This window comes from Pseudomonas granadensis (assembly GCF_900105485.1).
Classification (GTDB): Bacteria; Pseudomonadota; Gammaproteobacteria; order Pseudomonadales; family Pseudomonadaceae; genus Aquipseudomonas; species Aquipseudomonas granadensis.
Genome location: NZ_LT629778.1, coordinates 958,642 through 981,233, shown reverse-complemented (window position 1 = coordinate 981,233; position 22,592 = coordinate 958,642). Strand labels below are relative to the sequence as shown.

Genomic DNA, 22,592 nt, shown 5'->3' with positions numbered 1-22,592 from the left:
CGCGGTTCGGGATGCTGCTGGCTCATAGCCTGGCCAGCAGGTATCGCTCCCGAACCTGGCGACCCCAACCGTGAAGGGGCAACGCTGCCGCCGCCTGAGGAGAAAATTAGAAATGACCTTCGTCGTCACCGACAACTGCATCAAGTGCAAGTACACCGACTGCGTAGAAGTGTGTCCGGTGGACTGCTTTTACGAAGGCCCGAACTTCCTGGTGATCCACCCGGACGAGTGCATCGACTGCGCACTGTGCGAACCAGAATGCCCTGCTGTGGCCATCTTCTCGGAAGATGAAATCCCTGCCGGCATGGAAAACTTCATTCAGCTGAACGTTGAATTGGCTGAAATCTGGCCGAACATCACCGAGAAGAAAGATCCATTGCCGGATGCTGAAGAGTGGGACGGCAAACAGAACAAGATCGAACAGCTCGAACGCTGATCTGCCCCGCGCTCGAAAGAAAAGGCCCCTCGCGGGCCTTTTTGCTTTTCTGCAGGCAAAAAAAGGGGCGGTATGACCCGCCCACATTTTTCCCTATTCCCTGTATTCCCTTTCATCGTCCTGATGAATCACGTCCTGCGATGTCCGTTCCCCTCCTCCTTGAAGGGCGTGTCTGTCCGTCGACACAGTTCAGATACTAATGATTTTCCAGAACGGGACAATCGGCCTCAAGCGCCAGAAATTACTGTCATGAGCTTTTAATAATCAGGAATATGCTTTTTTATCAGTGCATTACGTGACATCGACAAGCGGAATAGCCGTCCGCCACACTGTAAAAATATCGAACACTTACGAAACAGTAAGCATTGGCTTACAGAGCGAGACTACATCTCGCTCATCCAGCCCTTAGACCGCATCACAATCCGCCGTATTTGCTACAGACAACAAAAAGCCCCGAACCGGTCGGGGCTTCTTGCGGGCGGCCGGGCAGTCGCTTATTGAAAAAGCGACTCGCTCGACAGGCCATTCTTCTCAAGGATCTCACGCAGGCGTTTCAGGCCTTCCACCTGGATCTGCCGCACCCGTTCCCGGGTCAGACCGATCTCCAGGCCTACGTCTTCCAGCGTACTGCTTTCATGACCGCGCAGGCCGAAGCGACGTACCACCACTTCGCGCTGCTTGTCGGTCAACTCCGACAGCCACTGATCGATGCTCTGCGACAGGTCGTCATCCTGGAGCAGTTCGCACGGATCGGTCGGACGATCGTCGGTGAGGGTGTCCAGCAGGGTTTTATCCGAATCCGGACCCAGCGAGACGTCGACCGAAGAAACCCGCTCGTTCAGGCCGAGCATGCGCTTGACCTCGCCCACCGGTTTTTCCAGCAGGTTGGCAATTTCTTCGGGTGAAGGTTCGTGGTCGAGTTTTTGGGTCAGCTCACGTGCAGCCCGCAGGTACACGTTGAGTTCCTTGACCACATGAATCGGCAGCCGGATGGTCCGGGTCTGATTCATGATCGCGCGTTCGATGGTCTGACGAATCCACCAGGTCGCGTAGGTCGAAAAGCGGAAGCCGCGCTCGGGATCGAACTTTTCCACCGCACGAATCAGCCCGAGGTTGCCCTCTTCGATCAGATCCAGTAGCGACAGCCCCCGATTGACGTAACGCCGGGCGATCTTGACTACCAGCCGCAGGTTACTTTCGATCATGCGCTTGCGCCCGGCGGGATCGCCACTTTGCGACAAGCGCGCAAAATGAACTTCTTCTTCCGGGGAGAGCAGAGGGGAAAAGCCGATTTCGTTGAGGTACAACTGCGTGGCATCAAGTGCACGCGTGTAATCGATGTACTTATGTTGTTTGAGTGTAGCGGAGTGTTTGGATCTGGAACGAACGGAAGGTGGAGCAGCCCCTTCATCATTCGACATCGAATCCGAATCGATGCCGGTCTCCATAAGGAGAACCTCATCGTCGATGTCAAACTCCGGCACTTCTTTACTGAGAGCCATTGTTATAGTCCTTTGGTGAGTTCGACCCCAAGCTCAAGCGACGCCTTTATCCTTGGCAACGCTGGAGCCTGTCCCCTCTACGCGACGGAACAGGCTGGCTTACACATCAACGTCTGGGCAGGAACTGCAGTGGATCTACAGGTTTACCTTGGCGGCGAATCTCAAAATGCAGTTTCACCCGGTCTGTACCCGTTGACCCCATTTCGGCAATTGTCTGTCCGACCTTGACCTGCTGCCCCTCCCGAACCAACAGCCTGCGGTTATGTCCGTAGGCACTTACGTAGGTTTCGCTGTGTTTGATGATGACTAATTCGCCGTAGCCCCTTAAGCCACTCCCGGCGTAAACCACCGTCCCATCAGACGCAGCTAAAACAGGCTGTCCCAAATCTCCGGCGATATCAATGCCTTTATTCAAACTACCGTTTGAAGAGAATTTTCCAATCAGAACGCCATTAGATGGCCATCCCCAGCCGGTCGGGGCCGGGCCGGCCGGAGGCAGTGGCGCAGGTGCCGGCTTGCTTGCGACGGACGGTGCAACGCCAGTAGATCCGCGGGTTGTAGTGGTGGTGGTGCCATTTGCCTGGCGTCGGATAACTGTGGTTTTGCTCGACGAGGAAGGTGACGAACTACTGCTGCTGACCACCGCGGTCGGCGTTGAACCGCTACGGCCGTCGAAGCGAATCGTCTGACCCGGATGGATCGTATACGGCGTAGGAATATTGTTCCGGGCGGCGAGGGTTTTGTAGTCCCAGCCGTAGCGGAAGGCGATCGAAAACAAGGTGTCGCCGGGACGGACTACATACTGCCCGGTCGTCACGGCAGGACGTTGCGCAACGGCATTGTTGCGGTCGACCACCCGGACATTGCTCGATTTGGTGCTGGAGCAACCGACCAGCAAAGTACTCAAGACAAGGCCAGTCACCAGGCGCTGAAAGCTCGTGTTACCCATACGCTGCGCTATGACTGTGAGACTCACCCGCCGCTCCTTTGTGGTGGCTGAAAAATGTACAAGTGCCGCGTCCCGGCCCAGGTTGTCGCAAGTATAACGGGCCGTATCGGCTTTACCTTTAATGGCGCGAAATCGCTGCACGCACACGTTTGCCACTGGCCAAGTCGCTGCGTTTAATTCTTCGCTGCCGGTGTAAGACACAGGCGAACGAAAGGAATTCAGCACGCTTTTATAAATGCTCAGGCGAGTGGCCCGTTGAGCAATGGCACGAAACGCACAGCACCGAGAACGTGCCGGGAAAACCCGTTTTCCTCGCGCACGATCAGCATCAGTTGCTGCACTTCGCCCGACCCCACCGGGATCACCATGCGCCCGCCCGGAGCCAGTTGATCGAGCAAGGCTTGCGGTATGTCGGTGGCCACGGCCGTGACGATAATGCCGTTATACGGTGCCAGTGCCGGCCAGCCCTCCCAGCCATCGCCCCAGCGAAACACCACATTGCGCAGGTTCAGTTCGACCAGTCGCTCCTTGGCGCGATCCTGCAGGACCTTGATGCGCTCGACCGAGAAAACGCGCTCGACCAGTTGCGACAAGACCGCGGTCTGGTAACCGGAACCGGTGCCGATCTCCAGCACTTTGTCCAGCGGGCCCGCCTCCAGCAGCAGCTCGCTCATGCGCGCCACCATATAAGGCTGGGAAATCGTCTGGTTATTGCCGATCGGCAGCGCCGTGTCTTCGTAGGCGCGATGGGCCAGCGCTTCGTCGACAAACAGGTGACGCGGTGTCCGGCGAATGACTTCGAGCACCTTGGCGTTCGACACGCCTTCTTCATAGAGGCGCTGGATCAGTCGCTCGCGAGTGCGCTGGGAGGTCATGCCGATGCCGCTGCGCAGTCGATCGTCGTGTTCGCGGGCCATCAGCTCAGCCCTCCAAGCCAGCCGTCGAGACTTCTGAACGCATCGTTGAAGGTGCGATCGAGCTGCAACGGAGTGATGGACACGTAGCCCTGCATCACCGCATGAAAATCAGTCCCCGGACCGCCGTCTTCGGCATCGCCGGCTGCCGCGATCCAGTACCCCGCCTTGCCGCGCGGATCGACCACTTTCATCGGTGCCGCCGCGCGGGCACGGTGGCCGAGCCGGGTCAGTTGAATGCCACGAATATGGTCAAGGGGCAGATTGGGGATGTTCACGTTGAGTACCGTGCGCGGCGGCAGGTCGAGGCTGGCGTGCGCCTCGACCAGTTTGCGCGCGAAGTGGGCCGCTGTCGGCAGATTATCCACCTGGCGTGAAACCAGCGAAAAGGCGAACGATGGGCGTTCGAGAAAACGCCCTTCGAGGGCTGCGGCCACGGTTCCGGAATACAGCACGTCATCGCCCAGGTTGGCGCCGAGGTTGATGCCCGACACGACCATGTCCGCCTCGCGCTCCAGCAAGCCGTTGAGGCCCAGGTGCACGCAGTCGGTCGGTGTGCCGTTAAGGCTGATGAAGCCGTTGGCCAGGTATTGCGGGTGCAGCGGACGGTCGAGCGTCAGCGAACTGCTGGCGCCGCTCTTGTCCTGCTCAGGGGCGATAACCACGCACTCGGTGTAATCCGCCAGCGCAGCATAAAGCGCGGCGAGACCGGGTGCAGTTACCCCATCGTCGTTAGAAATCAGAATACGCATGGGCTGTCCGTCTGCCCCACCGGCACCAGATCAACGAGTTCGCGCACCAATACGGTGGCGAAGCATCCGGCCGGGAGGACGAATTCCAGTTGCAGAATGTCAGGCTGGGGATAATGCCACGTCAACCCGCCAATGGGCAGCCGCAGGATGCGCCGTTCGTGGCTCATTCCGGCATTGACCAGCCAATCGCGCAGTTCAGCTTCAGCGCCAGCGATCCCCTGCTCCAGATCATGGACAGCCCCCGACGCCGGCGAGTCACCTTCGCCCCACTGCGGACCGGTCGGGTGCAAGTCGAGAATCGCCAGGCGCGGGTCGCTGCACTCCGCTTCTCCGGCAGGAAAAAAACTGCGGCTATCGGTGAACGCGAGCAGATCGCCGACCTGGGCTTTCTGCCAGGTGCCGTCGGCCACGCGTGCTGCGAGCACTTTATTGAAGAGAAAGCTGCGCGCTGTCGACAGCAGTCGCGAACGCACATTGCGCTGCTCCGGCAATGCCTTGCGCGCCGCCCAGCCACGGGCATCGACGACATTGCCGCCGTCATGGCCGAAACGCTGGGCGCCGAAATAGTTGGGGATGCCTTGTTTGGCGATCAGCTGCAGACGTTCTTCGATCGCTGCCTTGTCGCCGGAAAACCGGGTCAGTCGCAACGTGAAACCGTTGGCCGAGTGCGCACCCCGTTGCAGCTTGCGCTTGTGACGGGTGGTCTTGAGGATCTTCAGCGTATCGTTTTCCGCCGCCGACAGATCCGGATCGGCCTTGCCCGGCAATTGCACGCTGAACCACTGGCGGGTCAGCGCCTGACGATCCTTGAGGCCGGCATAACTGACGGTGCGCAACGGCACCCCCGCCGCCTTGGCGATTCGACGGGCCGCTTCTTCGGTATTCAGACCGCGCTTTTCCACCCAGATCCACAGGTGCTCGCCGTCGCCGCTGAACGGAATGTCGAGCACTTCATCGACCTGGAAATCTTCCGCGATGGCTTTCAGTACTGCCGTGCCGAGTGGTTCACCATAGGCCCGGGGGCCGAGCAATTGCAGGTCATTCATGCGCGCAGCAACAAGGCAACGGAATGCACGGCGATGCCTTCTTCGCGACCGACAAAGCCAAGCTTTTCGGTGGTGGTAGCCTTGACGTTCACTTGATCGAGCTCAACTTGAAGATCCGCGGCGATCAGCGCGCGCATCGATTCGATATGCGGGGCCATTTTCGGCGCCTGAGCGACGATGGTGTTATCGACGTTGCCGACTTTCCAGCCCTTGGCGTGGATCAACGCAACCACATGACGCAGCAGCGCACGGCTGTCGGCGCCCTTGAATTGCGGGTCGGTGTCAGGGAAGTGTTTGCCTATGTCGCCAAGCGCCGCGGCGCCGAGCAAGGCATCGCTCAAGGCATGCAGCAGGACGTCACCGTCGGAATGAGCGAGCAGCCCGAAGCTGTGTGCAATGCGCACGCCGCCCAGAGTAATGAAATCGCCTTCAGCGAAACGGTGCACATCATAGCCGTGGCCAATACGCATAAAAAAAACGCCCCGATTTTTGTCAGGGCGTGATTCTACCTGCTTTGGCGAACATTAGGCGCCTAGAGCGCGTGCGTGATGCTGCAAGTGGTCGTCAATGAAGCTTGAGATGAAGAAATAGCTGTGGTCATAGCCCGGTTGCAGGCGCAACTCCAGCGGATGGCCCGCTTGTTTTGCCGCGTGTTGCAGGGCTTCGGGCTTGAGCTGGGTGGCAAGGAAATCATCGCGATCACCTTGATCGACCAGCAGCGGCAGCTTTTCCTTCGCGTCGGCAAGCAGCGCGCAGGCATCCCACTCTTTCCACTTCGAACGGTCTTCTCCCAGATAGTGGGAGAAAGCCTTCTGCCCCCACGGGCAATCCATCGGGTTGGTGATCGGCGAAAACGCCGACACTGATTGATAACGCCCCGGATTGCGCAACGCACAGATCAACGCGCCGTGGCCGCCCATCGAGTGACCGCTGATGCTGCGTTTGTCCGATGCCGGGAAATGCGCCTCAACCAGTGCAGGCAATTCCTGCACAACGTAATCATGCATCCGATAGTGCCGCGCCCATGGTTGCTGTGTGGCATTCAGATAAAACCCGGCGCCCAGGCCAAAGTCCCAGGCCTTGTCCGCATCGTCCGGTACATCCGGACCGCGTGGACTGGTATCCGGCGCGACGATGATCAGACCGAGTTCGGCGGCCATGCGCATGGCGCCGGCCTTCTGCATGAAGTTCTCATCGGTACAGGTCAAGCCTGACAGCCAGTACAGCACCGGCAATTTACTGCCCAGCTCCGCCTGTGGCGGCAGATACACGGCAAACACCATGTCGCAATCGAGTACTTCGGAGCGATGGCAATAGCGCTTGTGCCAGCCACCGAAACTCTTCTGACAGGAAATATTTTCCAGATTCACGGGATTCTCCCCAGCGGCAAGCGGCAAGCTTCCAGCTACAAGAAAAGGCACGTTCGCTCTTACTGGCAGCTTGAAGCTTGAAACCTGGAGCTGCTGTTAGAAATGGATGACAGTACGGATGCTCTTGCCTTCGTGCATCAGGTCGAAAGCCTTGTTGATATCTTCCAGGCCCATGGTGTGGGTGATGAAGGTATCCAGCGGGATCTCGCCGCTCTGGGCCATATCGACGTAGCTTGGCAACTCGGTACGACCACGCACGCCGCCGAATGCCGAACCGCGCCAGACGCGACCGGTCACCAGCTGGAACGGACGGGTAGCGATTTCCTGGCCGGCACCGGCGACGCCGATGATCACCGACTCGCCCCAGCCTTTGTGGCAGCACTCAAGGGCTGCGCGCATCAGTTGTACGTTGCCGATGCACTCGAAGGAGAAGTCGACGCCGCCATCGGTCATGTCGACGATCACTTCCTGGATCGGACGATCGAAGTCTTTCGGGTTAACGCAATCGGTGGCGCCCAGCTGTTTGGCGATTTCGAACTTGGCCGGGTTGATGTCGATGGCGATGATGCGCGCAGCCTTGGCTTTTACCGCGCCGATGACCGCCGACAGACCGATGCCGCCCAGACCGAAAATGGCCACGGTATCACCCGGTTTGACCTTGGCCGTGTTGATCACCGCGCCAATGCCGGTGGTGACGCCACAGCCCAGCAGGCAGACCTTTTCCAGCGGCGCGTCCCTGGAAATTTTCGCTACGGAGATTTCCGGAAGCACGGTGTATTCCGAGAATGTCGACGTGCCCATGTAGTGAAAAATCGTTTCGCCTTTGTAGGAAAAACGCGAAGTACCGTCCGGCATCAAGCCTTTGCCCTGAGTCGCGCGAATCGCCTGACACAGGTTGGTCTTGCCTGACTTACAGAACTTGCACTGGCCGCATTCCGGGGTGTACAGCGGAATGACATGATCGCCGACCGCGACCGAAGTCACGCCCTCGCCAATGGCTTCGACGATGGCGCCACCCTCGTGACCGAGAATCGACGGAAAGATCCCTTCCGGGTCAGCGCCGGACAAGGTGTAGGCATCGGTGTGGCAAACGCCGGAAGCAACCACGCGCAGCAATACTTCACCGGCTTTCGGCATGGCGACATCGACTTCTACGATTTCCAGCGGCTTCTTGGCCTCGAAGGCAACGGCGGCGCGCGACTTGATCATGCTGACTCTCCAGTGAATCCATTGAATAAAAAACCAGACAGGCAGTGTAGTTCAGCGCCGCTTGATGAATAATCCGAGCGAAAGCAAAACATTATTGCCATACAGGGATAATCCAAATGCTGGAAAACCGCTGGGAAGGCATTGACGAGTTTGTCGCCGTTGCCGAATGCAGCCAGTTCACCGCTGCCGCCGAACGTCTAGGCGTTTCGTCCTCGCACATCAGTCGACAAATCGCACGCCTGGAAGAGCGTTTGCAGACCCGCCTGCTTTATCGCAGCACGCGCCGCGTCACCTTGACCGAAGCCGGGCAGACCTTTCTGCAGCATTGCCAGCGTCTGCAGGACGGCCGCGAAGAGGCGCTGCGCGCGGTCGGCGATCTGGCCAGCGAGCCGAAAGGCATGCTGCGCATGACCTGCGCCGTGGCGTATGGCGAGCGCTTCATCGTGCCGCTGGTGACGCGCTTCATGGGTTTGTATCCGCAGTTGCGCGTTGATATCGAGCTGAGCAATCGCCAGCTCGATCTGGTCCATGAAGGTCTGGATCTGGCAATTCGCCTCGGCCGTCTGCAGGATTCGCGATTGGTCGCTACACGGCTGGCGCCCCGGCGCATGTATCTCTGCGCATCACCGTCCTACCTCGAACGGTATGGTCGCCCACACAGCTTGTCGGAATTGAGTCGGCACAATTGCCTGATCGGCAGTTCGGACATCTGGCAGCTTGAGCAGAACGGTCGCGAGTTTTCCCAGCGGGTGCAGGGCAACTGGCGCTGCAACAGTGGCCAGGCGGTACTGGATGCGGCATTACAGGGCGTGGGATTGTGTCAGTTGCCGGATTATTACGTGCTGGAGCATTTGCACAGCGGCGCGCTGATTTCCCTGCTGGAGGCGCATCAGCCGCCGAATACTGCGGTGTGGGCGTTGTATCCGCAGCAGCGGCATTTGTCGCCGAAGGTGCGCAAGTTGGTGGATTTTCTTAAGGAGGGGTTGGCTGAAAAGCCAGAATATAGAGCTTGAGATCCAGGCTGGCTGAGCGACCGCCATCGCTAGCAGGCTAGCTCCCACAGGGGAACGCATTCAGCCGGCGAACGCATTTCAAATGTAGGAGTGAGCCTGCTCGCGATGGCGGCTCAACAGGCGAAGAAGATCAGCCCCGGTTAGACCAGCGCTGGCGCAACCACTCCAGATCTTCCGGCCGGGTAACCTTGAGGTTATCCGCGCGGCCCTCAATCAGACGCGGTTTCAATCCAGCCCACTCCATCGCCGAAGCTTCGTCAGTAATCACGGCATCCGCCACCAGACTGTCGGCCAACGCCCGATGCAACGCACCCAGGCGGAACATCTGCGGCGTGTACGCCTGCCAGATCACGCTGCGATCGACGGTTTCAATCACTCGACCGGACTTGTCGACGCGTTTGAGCGTGTCGCGCGCCGGCACCGCCAGCAAACCACCCACCGGATCGACCGCCAATTCGGCGAGCAACTTGTCCAGATCGTCGCGGCTCAGATTGGGCCGTGCCGCATCGTGCACCAGCACCCAGTCTTCATCATCGGCGCCCTGCGCATGCAGATGCAGCAAGGCATTGAGCACCGAAGCGGAGCGCTCGGCGCCGCCGTCGACGCGCCGAATGCGCGGATCGCTGACGCACGCCAGGTTCGGCCAGTAAGGATCATCAACAGCAAGACTGACCACCAGCCCCTTGAGGTTCGGGTGATCGAGAAAACAGCCGAGGCTGTGTTCGAGAATTGTGCGCCCGCCCAGTTGCAGGTATTGCTTGGGACGGTCCGCGGCCATTCGGGCACCAACGCCCGCGGCAGGAATCACGGCCCAGAAGGCCGGCAGGGAATCGATCATTGGGCCAACTGGTAAAGGGTTTCACCGTCCTTGACCATGCCCAGTTCGTGACGAGCCCGCTCTTCAACGGTCTCCATGCCTTTTTTCAACTCGCTGACTTCCGCGTCCATCACGCGATTGCGCTCCAGCAAACCTTCGTTCTCGGCATGTTGGTCAGCAATCTGCTGCTTCAGCTCGGCGACCTGCGCCAGACTGCCGTTGCCCACCCACAGGCGGTACTGCAGACCGGCCAGCAGCAAGAGCAAAACGAGAAACAACCAGTAAGGACTGCGCATCGAATATCAGGTATCCAGTGAAAAAAGACCGCCACGCGAAAACTTGAAGCATCTGATAGCACGAAGCCTGGAAAGATCCAGGCTTGTGCTTTCAAGGCATCAGATTAGTGGCAAATCCATCGCTGTCACGACTTTTTCGACACAATCCAGTGTCCTTCCATCAGTTTGTACTCAGCCGCGGAACTCGCTGCGGCCGTTGTACCTGGCCTTGCCATTCAACTGCTCTTCGATACGCAGCAGTTGGTTGTACTTCGATACGCGGTCGGAACGGCACAGCGAACCGGTCTTGATCTGGCCAGCCGAGGTGCCCACTGCCAGATCGGCAATGGTCGAATCTTCGGTTTCGCCCGAACGGTGCGAGATCACGGCGGTGTAACCGGCAGCCTTGGCCATCTGGATGGCTTCCAGGGTTTCGGTCAGGGTGCCGATCTGGTTGAACTTGATCAGGATCGAGTTGGCGATCTTTTTATCGATGCCTTCCTTGAGGATCTTGGTGTTGGTCACGAACAGGTCGTCGCCCACCAGTTGAGTCTTCTCGCCGATCTTGTCGGTGAGGATCTTCCAGCCAGCCCAGTCGGACTCGTCCAGACCGTCCTCGATCGAGATGATCGGATAACGCTCGGTCAGGCCTTTGAGGTAGTCGGCGAAACCTTCAGCAGTGAACACCTGGCCTTCGCCGGACAGGTTGTACTTGCCGTCTTCGTAGAATTCGCTCGCCGCGCAGTCCAGCGCCAGGGTCACGTCGGTGCCCAGCGTGTAACCGGCGTTGGCCACCGCTTCGGAGATCACTTTCAACGCGTCTTCGTTGGACGCCAGGTTCGGTGCGAAACCGCCTTCGTCGCCAACTGCGGTGCTCAGGCCACGGGCCTTCAGCACAGCTTTCAAGTGATGGAAGATCTCGGTGCCCATGCGCAGGCCTTCCGAGAACGACTTGGCGCCGACCGGCTGCACCATGAATTCCTGGATGTCGACGTTGTTATCGGCGTGCTCGCCACCGTTGATGATGTTCATCATTGGCACCGGCATCGAGTAAACACCCGGAGTACCGTTGAGGTTGGCGATGTGTGCGTACAGCGGCAGATCCTGATCCTGCGCAGCCGCCTTGGCCGCAGCCAGGGATACCGCGAGGATGGCGTTGGCGCCCAGGGTTGCCTTGTTTTCGGTACCGTCGAGCTTGATCATCGCGTGGTCAAGGGCTTTCTGGTCGCTTGGGTCGGTGCCCAGCAGCAGATCGCGGATCGGACCGTTGATGTTGGCTACCGCCTTGAGCACGCCCTTGCCCAGGTAACGGCTCTTGTCGCCATCACGCAGCTCGAGTGCTTCACGCGAGCCAGTGGATGCACCGGACGGCGCGCAGGCGCTGCCGATGATGCCGTTGTCGAGAAGCACGTCCGCTTCCACGGTGGGATTGCCACGGGAGTCGAGAACTTCACGACCTTTGATGTCGACGATTTTTGCCATTGTTGTAAACACTCCAAAGTTGACGAAAACGACGCAGCTAGAGGAAATCTTCAATCGTCGGCAAGTGAAGTACAGCGGGCAGACTTGCAGACGACAACGCTCATGCCTGAGGGCATGAGCGACAAATCGTGCGGTACTTTACCGGAGAAATGAGTCTTACGCGGTTTCTACCGTCGGAAAACTCTTCACCAGTTCGTCCAAGGCTTTGAGCTGGGCCAGAAATGGCTCCAGTTTGTCCAGACGCAAGGCGCAAGGGCCGTCGCATTTGGCGTTATCCGGATCCGGGTGCGCTTCGAGGAACAGACCCGCCAGCGACTGGCTCATGCCGGCCTTGGCCAGATCGGTGACCTGGGCGCGGCGACCGCCGGCGGAGTCGGAGCGACCGCCAGGCATTTGCAGCGAATGGGTCACGTCGAAGAATACCGGGTATTCGAACTGCTTCATGATGCCGAAGCCGAGCATGTCGACCACGAGGTTGTTGTAGCCGAAGCTCGAACCACGCTCGCAGAGAATCAGTTGATCGTTACCCGCTTCAACGCATTTGTTCAGGATGTGTTTCATTTCCTGAGGCGCGAGGAATTGGGCTTTCTTGATATTGATCACGGCGTTGGTCTTGGCCATCGCGACAACCAGATCGGTCTGGCGCGACAGGAAGGCCGGCAGCTGAATGATGTCGCAGACCTCAGCGACGACCGCGGCCTGATCAGGCTCGTGGACGTCGGTGATGATCGGCACGCCGAAGGCTTGCTTGATGTCCTGGAAGATGCGCATGCCTTCTTCCAGGCCAGGGCCGCGATAAGAGGTCACAGAAGACCGGTTGGCCTTGTCGAAGCTGGCCTTGAACACGTAAGGGATGCCGAGTTTTTCGGTGACCTTCACATACTCTTCGCAAACCTGCATGGCCATGTCACGGCTTTCCAGCACGTTCATGCCGCCGAACAGCACCATGGGTTTGTCGTTGGCAATCTCGATGTCGCCGACGCGGATGATCTTCTGTGCCATCGGGGTTACGCCTTCTTCTGGTGTTGAGCCAACGCGGCCTTGACGAAACCGCTGAACAGCGGGTGGCCATCGCGTGGAGTCGAGGTGAACTCAGGGTGGAACTGGCAAGCGACGAACCATGGGTGGTCAGCCGCTTCAACCACTTCAACCAGCGCCGCATCAGCGGAGCGACCGGAAATTTTCAGGCCGGCTTCGATCAGCTGTGGCAGCAGGTTGTTGTTCACTTCGTAACGGTGACGGTGACGCTCGACGATCACGTCCTTGCCGTAGCAGTCATGCACTTTGGAGCCCGGCTCAAGCAGGCAGTCCTGAGCGCCGAGACGCATGGTACCGCCCAGATCGGACGCTTCGGTACGTACTTCCACAGCACCGGTCGCGTCTTCCCACTCGGTGATCAGACCGACAACCGGGTGGCCGCTGGCGCGGTCGAACTCGGTGGAGTTGGCGTCTTTCCAGCCCATCACGTTACGGGCGAATTCAATGACCGCCACTTGCATGCCGAGGCAGATGCCCAGGTAAGGCACCTTGTTCTCGCGAGCGTACTGAACGGCAGTGATCTTGCCTTCCACGCCGCGCAGACCGAAGCCGCCCGGTACGAGGATCGCGTCGACACCTTCGAGCAGCGCAGTGCCCTGGTTTTCGATGTCTTCGGAATCGATGTAACGCAGGTTGACCTTGGTGCGGTTGCTGATGCCGGCATGGCTCATCGCTTCGATCAGCGACTTGTAGGCATCGAGCAGCTCCATGTACTTGCCGACCATGGCGATGGTCACTTCGTGTTCCGGGTTCAGCTTGGCATCGACCACCGCGTCCCACTCGGACAGATCGGCGCTGTTGCATTGCAGACCGAAACGCTCGACGACGAAATCGTCCAGACCCTGCGAGTGCAGGATGCCCGGGATCTTGTAGATGGTGTCGGCGTCTTCCAGCGCGATCACCGCACGCTCTTCAACGTTGGTGAACTGGGCGATCTTGCGACGCGACGAGATGTCGATCGGGTGATCGGAACGGCACACCAGCACGTCTGGCTGCAGGCCGATCGAACGCAGTTCCTTGACGGAGTGCTGGGTTGGCTTGGTCTTGGTTTCGCCGGCAGTGGCGATGTACGGCACCAGTGTCAGGTGCATCAGCATCGCGCGCTTGGCGCCGACTTCGAAACGCAACTGGCGGATCGCCTCGAGGAACGGTTGCGACTCGATGTCGCCAACGGTGCCGCCGATTTCGACCATCGCCACGTCAGCGTCACCGGCACCCTTGATGATGCGGCGCTTGATTTCGTCGGTGATGTGCGGGATCACCTGGATGGTTGCACCCAGGTAGTCACCACGGCGCTCTTTGCGCAGCACGTGCTCGTAGACACGGCCAGTGGTGAAGTTGTTGTTCTGGGTCATCGTCGTGCGGATGAACCGCTCGTAGTGACCCAGGTCCAGGTCGGTCTCGGCGCCGTCGTGGGTGACGAACACTTCACCGTGCTGGAACGGGCTCATGGTGCCTGGATCGACGTTGATGTACGGATCCAGCTTCAGCATGGTGACCTTAAGCCCCCGCGCCTCCAGGATAGCCGCCAATGAAGCCGAGGCAATGCCTTTCCCCAATGAAGAAACAACACCGCCCGTGACGAATATGTAGCGCGTCATGAAAAACCCTAGAAGTCTGCGTTAAAGCGGAACGAGCCGCCGGGGAAAGCGAAGGAAGGCCGAAGCCCCCGATCACCTGCATTAATCACAGTGCACCTTTCAAAAAAACCGCCGCGTTGGGACAGACCGGCAGGTGAAACACCGGTACGTTGCTCGCTACACATTTTTTGGAATCGCCCAGCAAAGACTGCTTGGTAATCGGCAACTCCTGCAATTCAGGCGAATCCACAGAAGTTGTATCAAGAAGGGAGCGTAGTCTACCGGAATGCTCCTTTCAGCTCAAACCTTGATCTTCACCGCTTGGCTGCCATTGCAATTTCCAGCCACCCTGCGCCGGGCCGTCGAGCCCCGGCAGGTTCGCCACCGCGAGCAGTTCATCGCCGCGAAACAGCAGCGGCAATCTGCCACGGACAAAACCCGGCACGGCACGCTCGTTGAGCAGGCGCTTGAGATCACGATGGCCGCGCTCGGCGATCTGCATGACCTCCCCGCCCTGCCGATAAGCAATGCGCAATGGCCCGTCAGGCGCCGGCCCGCTGAACATCACGCTGCCGTTGCTGGCCAAGCGTAGCGTCAACGACGGGGTCTGCCAGTCGACGCCGATCGCGGGTGCGCGCAACCATTGGCCATTCAGCCACCACAACCGGCCGGCACTGCGGTGCAGTTCACCATCGGCCAGACGCCAGACGGGCGAAGCGTCGGCAGCGGCCTCGCACAGATCGCTCCAACCCGACCAATGGTCGGCATCCGGCAAGCGGGTCAGCGGTTCGAGCCAATGGCTGAGGGCATTGCGCTGACGCGCCACAGACAGCGCGGCCAGCGGCGCCATCCCCAGCGAAGGCAGTCCCAGCCATGCAAAGTCATGCGCGGTGCCAGCCTGCGCCAGATCCATCTGCGCCAGCTCATCGAGCAAACCCTGCGCCTCACGCAGGTGCGCAGCGCTGCGGGCCATGCTTGCCTGCGCCTGAGGCCAGCGCTCGGTCAGCGCCGGCACGACTTGATGGCGCAGATAATTGCGTGAGAAATGCCGATCCTGATTCGACGGATCTTCGATCCAGGCCAGTTCATGGGCGTTGGCGTAAGCCTCCAGCTCGGCCCGCGGAACATCCAGCAACGGACGAACCAGCATGCCCTGCCCCACCGGGCGTTGCGCAGGAATGCCTGACAAACCGCGCACACCGGCGCCGCGCAGCAACCGGAACAACAATGTTTCCGCCTGATCGTCACGATGTTGGCCGGTAAGCAGCACGTCATTGTGCTCGGTCAGCGTATTGAACACCGCATAACGCGCATTCCGCGCCGCGCGCTCCAGGCTTGCGCCCGGCTGCACCTTCACCCGTTCGATGATCAATGGCACACCCAGCGCGTCGCACACCGCCTGACAATGTTGCGGCCATGCATCGGCAGCAGCCTGAAGGCCGTGATGGATATGGATGGCGCTGAGCGCAGGCAGGGATCGGGACTTTGCGAGTTGAGCGAGCAGATGCAGGAGGACGGTGGAATCAAGGCCACCGGAAAAGGCGATGCGCCAATGAGCGGCGTCGCGCCAGGGTTCGAGGCTCGGCAATAGCCGGGACGGCAAATCAGCGGGGGACGGGCCCATATCTTTTTCTTTGCCCCAATCGAATGTAGGAGTGAGCCTGCTCGCGATAGCGGTGCAACAGTCAACACATGGGTCGAATGTTACATGGTTATCGCGAGCAGGCTCACTCCTGCAAGGGGTAGCGCTCGACTTTAGAGACCGTAGCTCATCAGTCGATCGTAACGGCGCTTGAGCAGCGCTTCGTTATCGAACTTCTTCAGCATCGCCAGTTGCGAGCTCAGCTCGGCACGGATCGATGCCGCGGCAGCAACCGGGTCACGGTGCGCGCCGCCCAGCGGCTCGCCGATCACCTTGTCGACGATGCCCAGGCCTTTCAGACGCTCGGCGGTGATGCCCATGGCTTCAGCGGCATCCGGCGCCTTTTCGGCGGTTTTCCACAGAATCGATGCGCAACCTTCCGGCGAGATCACCGCGTAGGTCGAGTACTGCAGCATGTTCAGTTGATCGCAGACGCCGATCGCCAGTGCGCCACCGGAACCACCTTCACCGATGACGGTGGCGATGATCGGGGTTTTCAGGCGCGACATCACGCGCAGGTTCCAGGCAATGGCTTCGCTCTGGTTGCGCTCTTCGGCGTCGATACCCGGGTAGGCACCCGGCGTGTCGATGAAGGTCAGGATCGGCATCTTGAAGCGTTCGGCCATTTCCATCAGACGGCAGGCCTTGCGATAGCCTTCCGGACGCGGCATGCCGAAGTTGCGGCGAACCTTCTCGCGCACTTCACGGCCCTTCTGGTGGCCGATGATCATCACCGGCTGGTCTTCCAGACGGGCGATACCGCCGACAATCGCGGCGTCGTCGGAGAAGTGACGGTCACCGTGCAGTTCGTCGAACTCGGTGAAGATGTGCTCGATGTAGTCGAGGGTGTAAGGGCGTTTCGGGTGACGCGCCAGGCGTGCGATCTGCCAGCTGGTCAATTTGCCGAAGATGTCTTCGGTGAGCGTTTTGCTCTTGTCCTGCAAGCGGGAGATCTCATCGCCGATATTCAGCGAATTGTCATTACCGACCAAGCGCAACTCTTCGATCTTGGCTTGCAGGTCGGCGATCGGCTGTTCGAAATCTAGAAAATTCGGGTTCATAGGCGTCCGTCTTGGGTCGTGTCCCAAATGAGCTTGGGCCGGCCGGTTGTCTATTCGCGCCCTACCTTAAGGGAGAGGCGCGCTAAGGTTGAGATTAAAAATTCAGGTTGCGGGCGAGCGCAGTGATGGCGCTCGCCGGTCAACGGTATTGGAGGAAGACGTTGTCTCGCCCGAACTGGTCACGCAGGGCTTGAATCAACGTATCCGCCGGGTCGATCCGCCAGGTCTCGCCGAACTGCAGCAAGGTCTTCGCATCTGGACTTGTGTATTCCATGGTGATCGGGCACGCGCCGCGATGACGCTTGAGCAGATCCCCCAGCCAGCGTAGCTGATCGCCTTTCAGATCCTGGGTCTGCAATTTCAAGCGCAGGCTCTCGGCGAGGTTGGTGCGCGCATCTTCCATGCTCATCACCCGCTTGACCCGCAGGCGCAGGCCGCCGGAGAAGTCGTCGTTGCTGACTTCGCCTTCGACCACCACCATAGCGTCGGTCTGCAACAGCGATTGCGCGGAATGGAACGCCTCGGCGAACAGCGACGCCTCGATCCGCCCGGAGCGGTCGTCGAGGGTGATGAAGCCCATCTTGTCGCCCTTTTTGTTTTTCATGACCCGCAGGGCAATGATCATCCCGGCCACGGTCTGGGTGTCGCGCGCCGGTTTCAGGTCGATGATGCGCTGACGGGCGAATCGGCGGATCTCGCCTTCATACTCATCGATCGGGTGACCGGTCAGGTACAGGCCCAGGGTGTCTTTTTCACCTTTGAGGCGTTCCTTGAGGGTCAGCTCCTTGGCCTTGCGATGGGACGCGTAAACGTCGGCATCTTCCTCGACGAACAAGCCGCCAAACAGGTCGGCGTGGCCGGAGTCGTGAGTGCGCGCGGTCTGCTCGGCCGCTTTGATCGCCTCTTCCATTGCCGCCAGCAGCACGGCGCGGTTGCGGTCGATATTGGCTTGATAAGCCTTTTGCTCGTCGTGGAAATACGGGCCCAGACGATCCAGCGCACCGCTGCGGATCAGACCGTCGAGGGTACGCTTGTTGATGCGTTTGAGGTCGACCCGCGCGCAGAAGTCGAACAGGTCCTTGAACGGACCGGCCTGACGCGCCTCGGTAATCGCTTCAACCGGGCCTTCGCCGACACCTTTGATCGCGCCGAGGCCGTAAACGATGCGGCCGTCGTCGTTCACCGTGAACTTGAACTCCGAGGTGTTCACGTCCGGCGCGTCGAGGCGCAGCTTCATCGTGCGCACTTCCTCGATCAAGGTCACGACCTTGTCGGTGTTGTGCATGTCCGCCGAGAGTACCGCGGCCATGAACGGCGCCGGGTAATGCGCTTTCAGCCAGGCCGTCTGATACGACACCAGACCGTAAGCAGCGGAGTGGGATTTGTTGAAGCCGTAACCGGCGAATTTTTCCACAAGGTCGAAAATGTTACCGGCAAGGTCGGCGTCGATGCCGTTGGTGGCGCAGCCCTCAATGAAACCACCGCGCTGCTTGGCCATTTCTTCGGGCTTTTTCTTACCCATGGCCCGGCGCAGCATGTCCGCACCGCCGAGGGTGTAACCGGCCATGACCTGTGCGATCTGCATCACCTGTTCCTGATACAGGATGATGCCGTAAGTCGGCGCGAGTACCGGTTTGAGGCCTTCGTACTGGTAGTCCGAGTGCGGATACGCCAGCTCGGCGCGGCCGTGCTTGCGGTTGATGAAGTCATCCACCATGCCGGACTGCAGCGGGCCCGGACGGAACAGTGCCACCAGTGCGATCAAGTCTTCCAGGCAGTCGGGCTTGAGCTTTTTGATCAGCTCTTTCATGCCGCGCGATTCAAGCTGGAATACCGCAGTGGTTTCGGCTTTTTGCAGCAGGCTGTAGGTCGGCTTGTCGTCGAGCGGAATAAACGCGATGTCCAGCGGCGCCTCGCCGACTTTGGCGCGGTCGCGGTTGATGGTTTTCAGCGCCCAGTCGATGATCGTCAGGGTCCGCAGGCCGAGGAAGTCGAACTTCACCAGACCGGCCGCCTCCACGTCGTCCTTGTCGAACTGGGTCACCAGGCCGTCACCGGCCTCGTCGCAATAGATCGGCGAGAAGTCGGTCAGCTTGGTCGGCGCAATAACCACACCACCGGCGTGCTTGCCGACGTTACGCACCACGCCTTCAAGCTTGCGCGCCATCTCCCAGATTTCCGCAGCCTCTTCATCGACCTTGATGAAGTCACGGAGGATTTCTTCTTGCTCGTAAGCTTTTTCCAGGGTCATGCCGACTTCGAACGGAATCATCTTCGACAGACGATCCGCCAGCCCGTAGGACTTGCCCTGCACCCGCGCCACGTCGCGCACTACAGCCTTGGCGGCCATGGAACCAAACGTGATGATCTGGCTTACCGCGTTGCGGCCGTACTTCTCGGCCACGTAATCAATCACCCGGTCACGACCATCCATGCAGAAGTCGACGTCGAAGTCGGGCATCGAAACCCGTTCCGGGTTAAGGAAACGTTCGAACAGCAGATCGTATTCCAGCGGATCGAGGTCAGTGATCTTCTGTACGTAGGCCACCAGCGAACCGGCACCCGATCCACGGCCGGGACCGACCGGTACGCCGTTGTTCTTGGCCCACTGGATAAAGTCCATCACGATCAGGAAGTAACCGGGGAAGCCCATCTGGATGATGATATCCAGCTCGAAATTCAAGCGGTCGACGTAGACCTGACGCTTGGCTTCGTAGTCTTCGGTGGTGTCCTTGGGCAGCAGCACCGCGAGGCGCTCTTCGAGACCGTCGAAGGAAACCTTGCGGAAGTATTCATCGATGGTCATGCCATCGGGGATCGGGAAGTTGGGCAGGAAGTGCGTGCCCAGCTTGACTTCGATGTTGCAGCGCTTGGCGATCTCGACGGTGTTTTCGATCGCGTCGGGAATATCGCTGAACAACTCGAGCATTTCCTCGGCGCTTTTCAGGTATTGCTGATCGCTGTAATTCTTCGAGCGCCGCGGATCGTCGAGGGCGCGGCCCTCACCGATGCAGACGCGGGTTTCGTGGGCGGCGAAGTCTTCCTGCTTGATGAAACGCACATCGTTGGTCGCCACCAGCGGCGCACCGAGCTTGTCGGCCAAGGCCACCGCGCCGTGCAACTGCTCTTCGTCGTTGGGACGGTTGGTACGCTGGATTTCCAGATAGAAACGGTCCGGGAACACCGCCATCCACTCACGCGTCAGCGTCTCGGCTTCGGCCGGGTTGCCGCCGATCAGCGCCATGCCGATCTCGCCTTCCTTGGCCGCGGACAACATGATCAGGCCTTCACTGGCTTCGGCGACCCACTGGCGCTCGACAATGATCATGCCGTTGCGCTGGCCTTCGATGAAGCCGCGCGAGATCAGCTCGGTGAGGTTGCGGTAGCCCTTGGCATTCATTACCAGCAGGCTGATCCGGCTCAGCGGTCCGTCCGGATCCTTGTTCGACAGCCACAGGTCGGCGCCGCAGATCGGCTTGATGCCGGCGCCCATGGTGTTTTTATAGAATTTGACCAGGGAACACATGTTGTTCTGGTCGGTGACCGCGACCGCCGGCATGTTCAGGGCCGTAAGCGCCTTGACCAGCGGCTTGATCCGCACCAGCCCGTCGACCAGGGAGTATTCAGTGTGCAGGCGTAGATGAACGAATGAAGCCGGCATAGTGATCCTGTCCAGTTACATAGAGACAACGAGGCCCGGATTGTACCGGGCCCCGAATAAAACATCAGCCTTGCGCCTAAACCTGCGTGAGCACTTCCCGCGCCTCGTAAGCCAGGCGCACCGGGGCGAACGAGCGCCGATGAATCGGCGTCGGCCCGAGCCGCGACAGCGCTTCCAGATGAACGGGCGTCGGGTAGCCTTTATGGCCGCCAATGCCGTAGCCCGGATAGATCAACTCGAAAGCGGCCATTTCGCGGTCGCGGCTGACCTTGGCCAGAATCGACGCGGCAGCAATCGCCGGGACCTTGCCGTCGCCCTGGATCACCGCTTCGGAACGCATAGGCAAGTGCGGGCAGCGGTTGCCGTCGATCATCGCCAGTTTCGGCTGGATGTGCAGCCCGGCCACCGCGCGCTGCATGGCCAGCATGGTGGCGTGGAGAATGTTCAGCTCATCGATTTCCTCGACTTCGGCGCGGGCAATGCACCAGCTCAAGGCTTTTTCGCAGATCTCGTCGTAGAGCTTTTCACGCTTGGCTTCGGTGAGTTTCTTCGAGTCGTCCAGACCGAGGATCGGCCGGTTCGGATCGAGGATCACCGCCGCCGTCACCACTGCACCGCACAACGGGCCGCGACCGACTTCGTCAACCCCGGCCACCAGTTGCTCGACTTCGGCGACGAGGGTGAAATCCAGGCCCATCTGCATGCTTGTCTTGCTCATCGTGTTTGACCGATCAGGTTGAGGACGGCATCCGCCGCCTGATTGGAGGCATCCAGGCGCAACGTGCGATGGATCTCGTCGAAACCGCGAGTCTGCTCTTCGCCACCATCGATCAACGGCGAGAGCGTCAACGCCAGGGCGTCGACTGTCGCATCGTCCTGCAACAGCTCGGGCACCAGCAAGCGCTGAGCCAGCAGGTTCGGCAACGACACGTACGGGCTCTTGACCATGCGTTTGAGAATCCAGAACGTCAGCGGCGCCAAACGGTACGCCACCACCATCGGTCGCTTGTACAACAACGCTTCGAGGGTGGCGGTGCCGGAGGCGATCAACACCGCGTTGCACGCCGCCAGCGCCAGATGCGATTGACCGTCCAGCAAGGTCACCGGCAAATCACGGCCAGCGAGCAATTCTTCAAGCTGCGCGCGACGCTCGGGATTGGCGCACGGAATAACGAAACGCAAACCCGGGCGCATGGCGCGCAATCGCTCGGCGGTGTCGAGAAACAGCGCGCCGAGACGCGACACTTCGCCGCCGCGACTGCCCGGCATCAACGCCACCAGCGGGCCGTCGGGTAAACCCAGTTCGGCCCGCGCCGCGGCACGATCGGCTTCAAGCGGAATGGTGTCGGCCAGGGTGTGGCCGACGAACCGCACCGGTACGCCCTTCTCTTCGTAGAATTTGGCTTCGAACGGCAGCAGCGTCAACATCAGGTCGCAGCCTTCGCGAATCTTCAGCACGCGCTTCTGGCGCCACGCCCACACCGACGGGCTGACGTAATGCACGGTCTTGATCCCGGCCTGACGCAGCTTGAGTTCGATATTGAGGTTGAAGTCTGGCGCGTCGATGCCGATGAACACGTCCGGCTTTTCGGCGATCAGCGTGGCGATCAGTTCCTTGCGGCGCTTTAACAGTTCGCGCAGCCGGCCGAGAACTTCCACCAGCCCCATGACCGACAAGCGCTCCATGGGGAAGTAGGACGTCAGGCCTTCAGCTTGCATCAACGGCCCGCCGACACCGATGAACTCGACTGTCGGGTGCTGTGCCTTGATCGCACGCATGAGACCTGCACCGAGAATGTCGCCTGAAGCTTCACCGGCCACCAGCGCAATACGCAGACTGGCCAT

General features: G+C 59.9%; 20 protein-coding genes. 2 read left to right on the top strand and 18 right to left on the bottom strand.

The genetic code is table 11. The features are described from left to right. Positions 1 to 112: 112 nt before the first annotated feature. Positions 113 to 436, top strand: a complete 324-nt coding sequence (fdxA, locus tag BLU52_RS04185; RefSeq protein WP_090282025.1) for a ferredoxin FdxA — start codon at positions 113 to 115, stop codon at positions 434 to 436. 494 nt (positions 437 to 930) lie between these two features. Here fdxA and rpoS read toward each other — a convergent pair whose 3' ends face one another. From rpoS to BLU52_RS04145, 8 genes are all read right to left on the bottom strand, one after another. After that, entirely contained in the window at positions 931 to 1,938 is a 1,008-nt protein-coding gene (rpoS, locus tag BLU52_RS04180; RefSeq protein WP_090282024.1) for an RNA polymerase sigma factor RpoS, read from the bottom strand. A gap of 106 nt (positions 1,939 to 2,044) precedes the next feature. Further along, entirely contained in the window at positions 2,045 to 2,914 is an 870-nt protein-coding gene (locus tag BLU52_RS04175) for a peptidoglycan DD-metalloendopeptidase family protein (RefSeq protein ID WP_090282023.1), read from the bottom strand. Positions 2,915 to 3,126: 212 nt separating this feature from the next. Then, on the bottom strand, positions 3,127 to 3,762 hold the full coding sequence (locus BLU52_RS04170) for a protein-L-isoaspartate(D-aspartate) O-methyltransferase (protein WP_172833348.1): 636 nt from the start codon (positions 3,760 to 3,762) through the stop codon (positions 3,127 to 3,129). Between the two features lie 41 nt (positions 3,763 to 3,803). Beyond that, complete coding sequence (surE, locus tag BLU52_RS04165; protein ID WP_090282021.1) at positions 3,804 to 4,553, bottom strand: 5'/3'-nucleotidase SurE; 750 nt, start codon at positions 4,551 to 4,553, stop codon at positions 3,804 to 3,806. Then, a complete protein-coding gene (truD, locus tag BLU52_RS04160; protein ID WP_090282020.1) occupies positions 4,541 to 5,599 on the bottom strand; it encodes a tRNA pseudouridine(13) synthase TruD in 1,059 nt (352 codons plus the stop codon). Before truD ends, surE begins: the two co-directional genes overlap by 13 nt. Next, positions 5,596 to 6,069, bottom strand: a complete 474-nt coding sequence (gene ispF / locus BLU52_RS04155) for a 2-C-methyl-D-erythritol 2,4-cyclodiphosphate synthase (RefSeq protein ID WP_034149878.1) — start codon at positions 6,067 to 6,069, stop codon at positions 5,596 to 5,598. Before ispF ends, truD begins: the two co-directional genes overlap by 4 nt. 54 nt (positions 6,070 to 6,123) lie before the next feature. Beyond that, complete coding sequence (gene fghA / locus BLU52_RS04150; protein ID WP_090282019.1) at positions 6,124 to 6,969, bottom strand: S-formylglutathione hydrolase; 846 nt, start codon at positions 6,967 to 6,969, stop codon at positions 6,124 to 6,126. 96 nt (positions 6,970 to 7,065) lie between these two features. Further along, positions 7,066 to 8,178 (bottom strand): S-(hydroxymethyl)glutathione dehydrogenase/class III alcohol dehydrogenase, encoded by a 1,113-nt coding sequence (locus tag BLU52_RS04145; RefSeq protein ID WP_090282018.1) that lies wholly within the window; start codon positions 8,176 to 8,178, stop codon positions 7,066 to 7,068. A gap of 116 nt (positions 8,179 to 8,294) precedes the next feature. On the opposite strand from BLU52_RS04145, the gene BLU52_RS04140 reads away from it, so the two are divergent. Further along, on the top strand, positions 8,295 to 9,191 hold the full coding sequence (locus tag BLU52_RS04140) for a LysR substrate-binding domain-containing protein (RefSeq protein WP_090282017.1): 897 nt from the start codon (positions 8,295 to 8,297) through the stop codon (positions 9,189 to 9,191). Positions 9,192 to 9,321: 130 nt separating this feature from the next. Here BLU52_RS04140 and ispD read toward each other — a convergent pair whose 3' ends face one another. The 10 genes from ispD to lpxB all read right to left on the bottom strand — a co-directional run bounded on the left by ispD (position 9,322) and on the right by lpxB (position 22,592). Next, on the bottom strand, positions 9,322 to 10,029 hold the full coding sequence (gene ispD, locus BLU52_RS04135) for a 2-C-methyl-D-erythritol 4-phosphate cytidylyltransferase (protein WP_090282016.1): 708 nt from the start codon (positions 10,027 to 10,029) through the stop codon (positions 9,322 to 9,324). Further along, the gene (ftsB, locus tag BLU52_RS04130; RefSeq protein WP_007964293.1) at positions 10,026 to 10,304 is read right to left on the bottom strand and encodes a cell division protein FtsB; all 279 of its coding nucleotides are present in this window, start codon (positions 10,302 to 10,304) and stop codon (positions 10,026 to 10,028) included. The genes ispD and ftsB overlap by 4 nt, the downstream gene beginning before the upstream one ends. A gap of 171 nt (positions 10,305 to 10,475) precedes the next feature. Beyond that, positions 10,476 to 11,765 carry a phosphopyruvate hydratase gene (eno, locus tag BLU52_RS04125; protein WP_090282015.1) on the bottom strand — a complete coding sequence of 430 codons (1,290 nt, stop codon included), beginning with the start codon at positions 11,763 to 11,765 and terminating at the stop codon, positions 10,476 to 10,478. Positions 11,766 to 11,921: 156 nt separating this feature from the next. Next, a complete protein-coding gene (kdsA, locus tag BLU52_RS04120) occupies positions 11,922 to 12,767 on the bottom strand; it encodes a 3-deoxy-8-phosphooctulonate synthase (RefSeq protein ID WP_007954807.1) in 846 nt (281 codons plus the stop codon). A 5-nt stretch (positions 12,768 to 12,772) separates the two neighbouring features. Then, the gene (locus BLU52_RS04115; protein WP_090282014.1) at positions 12,773 to 14,404 is read right to left on the bottom strand and encodes a CTP synthase; all 1,632 of its coding nucleotides are present in this window, start codon (positions 14,402 to 14,404) and stop codon (positions 12,773 to 12,775) included. Positions 14,405 to 14,678: 274 nt separating this feature from the next. Further along, positions 14,679 to 16,007 (bottom strand): tRNA lysidine(34) synthetase TilS, encoded by a 1,329-nt coding sequence (tilS, locus tag BLU52_RS04110; protein WP_090282013.1) that lies wholly within the window; start codon positions 16,005 to 16,007, stop codon positions 14,679 to 14,681. Positions 16,008 to 16,138: 131 nt separating this feature from the next. Then, positions 16,139 to 17,086 carry an acetyl-CoA carboxylase carboxyltransferase subunit alpha gene (locus tag BLU52_RS04105; protein WP_090282012.1) on the bottom strand — a complete coding sequence of 316 codons (948 nt, stop codon included), beginning with the start codon at positions 17,084 to 17,086 and terminating at the stop codon, positions 16,139 to 16,141. Between the two features lie 139 nt (positions 17,087 to 17,225). Further along, positions 17,226 to 20,747 (bottom strand): DNA polymerase III subunit alpha, encoded by a 3,522-nt coding sequence (gene dnaE, locus BLU52_RS04100; RefSeq protein ID WP_090282011.1) that lies wholly within the window; start codon positions 20,745 to 20,747, stop codon positions 17,226 to 17,228. A 76-nt stretch (positions 20,748 to 20,823) separates the two neighbouring features. Continuing rightward, the gene (rnhB, locus tag BLU52_RS04095) at positions 20,824 to 21,450 is read right to left on the bottom strand and encodes a ribonuclease HII (RefSeq protein ID WP_090282010.1); all 627 of its coding nucleotides are present in this window, start codon (positions 21,448 to 21,450) and stop codon (positions 20,824 to 20,826) included. An 11-nt stretch (positions 21,451 to 21,461) separates the two neighbouring features. Continuing rightward, on the bottom strand, positions 21,462 to 22,592 hold the full coding sequence (gene lpxB, locus BLU52_RS04090; protein WP_090282009.1) for a lipid-A-disaccharide synthase: 1,131 nt from the start codon (positions 22,590 to 22,592) through the stop codon (positions 21,462 to 21,464).

Coding starts and splice junctions, on each gene's coding strand:
- rnhB (WP_090282010.1), bottom strand. CDS start 21,450: ATGCAGATGGGCCTGGATTTCACCCTCGTCGCCGAAGTCGAGCAACTG.
- ispD (WP_090282016.1), bottom strand. CDS start 10,029: ATGATCGATTCCCTGCCGGCCTTCTGGGCCGTGATTCCTGCCGCGGGC.
- BLU52_RS04140 (WP_090282017.1), top strand. CDS start 8,295: ATGCTGGAAAACCGCTGGGAAGGCATTGACGAGTTTGTCGCCGTTGCC.
- truD (WP_090282020.1), bottom strand. CDS start 5,599: ATGAATGACCTGCAATTGCTCGGCCCCCGGGCCTATGGTGAACCACTC.
- eno (WP_090282015.1), bottom strand. CDS start 11,765: ATGGCAAAAATCGTCGACATCAAAGGTCGTGAAGTTCTCGACTCCCGT.
- rpoS (WP_090282024.1), bottom strand. CDS start 1,938: ATGGCTCTCAGTAAAGAAGTGCCGGAGTTTGACATCGACGATGAGGTT.
- BLU52_RS04115 (WP_090282014.1), bottom strand. CDS start 14,404: ATGACGCGCTACATATTCGTCACGGGCGGTGTTGTTTCTTCATTGGGG.
- ftsB (WP_007964293.1), bottom strand. CDS start 10,304: ATGCGCAGTCCTTACTGGTTGTTTCTCGTTTTGCTCTTGCTGCTGGCC.
- fdxA (WP_090282025.1), top strand. CDS start 113: ATGACCTTCGTCGTCACCGACAACTGCATCAAGTGCAAGTACACCGAC.
- dnaE (WP_090282011.1), bottom strand. CDS start 20,747: ATGCCGGCTTCATTCGTTCATCTACGCCTGCACACTGAATACTCCCTG.
- BLU52_RS04170 (WP_172833348.1), bottom strand. CDS start 3,762: ATGACCTCCCAGCGCACTCGCGAGCGACTGATCCAGCGCCTCTATGAA.
- surE (WP_090282021.1), bottom strand. CDS start 4,553: ATGCGTATTCTGATTTCTAACGACGATGGGGTAACTGCACCCGGTCTC.
- kdsA (WP_007954807.1), bottom strand. CDS start 12,767: ATGGCACAGAAGATCATCCGCGTCGGCGACATCGAGATTGCCAACGAC.
- BLU52_RS04105 (WP_090282012.1), bottom strand. CDS start 17,086: ATGAACCCGAATTTTCTAGATTTCGAACAGCCGATCGCCGACCTGCAA.
- lpxB (WP_090282009.1), bottom strand. CDS start 22,592: ATGGCCAGTCTGCGTATTGCGCTGGTGGCCGGTGAAGCTTCAGGCGAC.
- tilS (WP_090282013.1), bottom strand. CDS start 16,007: ATGGGCCCGTCCCCCGCTGATTTGCCGTCCCGGCTATTGCCGAGCCTC.
- BLU52_RS04145 (WP_090282018.1), bottom strand. CDS start 8,178: ATGATCAAGTCGCGCGCCGCCGTTGCCTTCGAGGCCAAGAAGCCGCTG.
- ispF (WP_034149878.1), bottom strand. CDS start 6,069: ATGCGTATTGGCCACGGCTATGATGTGCACCGTTTCGCTGAAGGCGAT.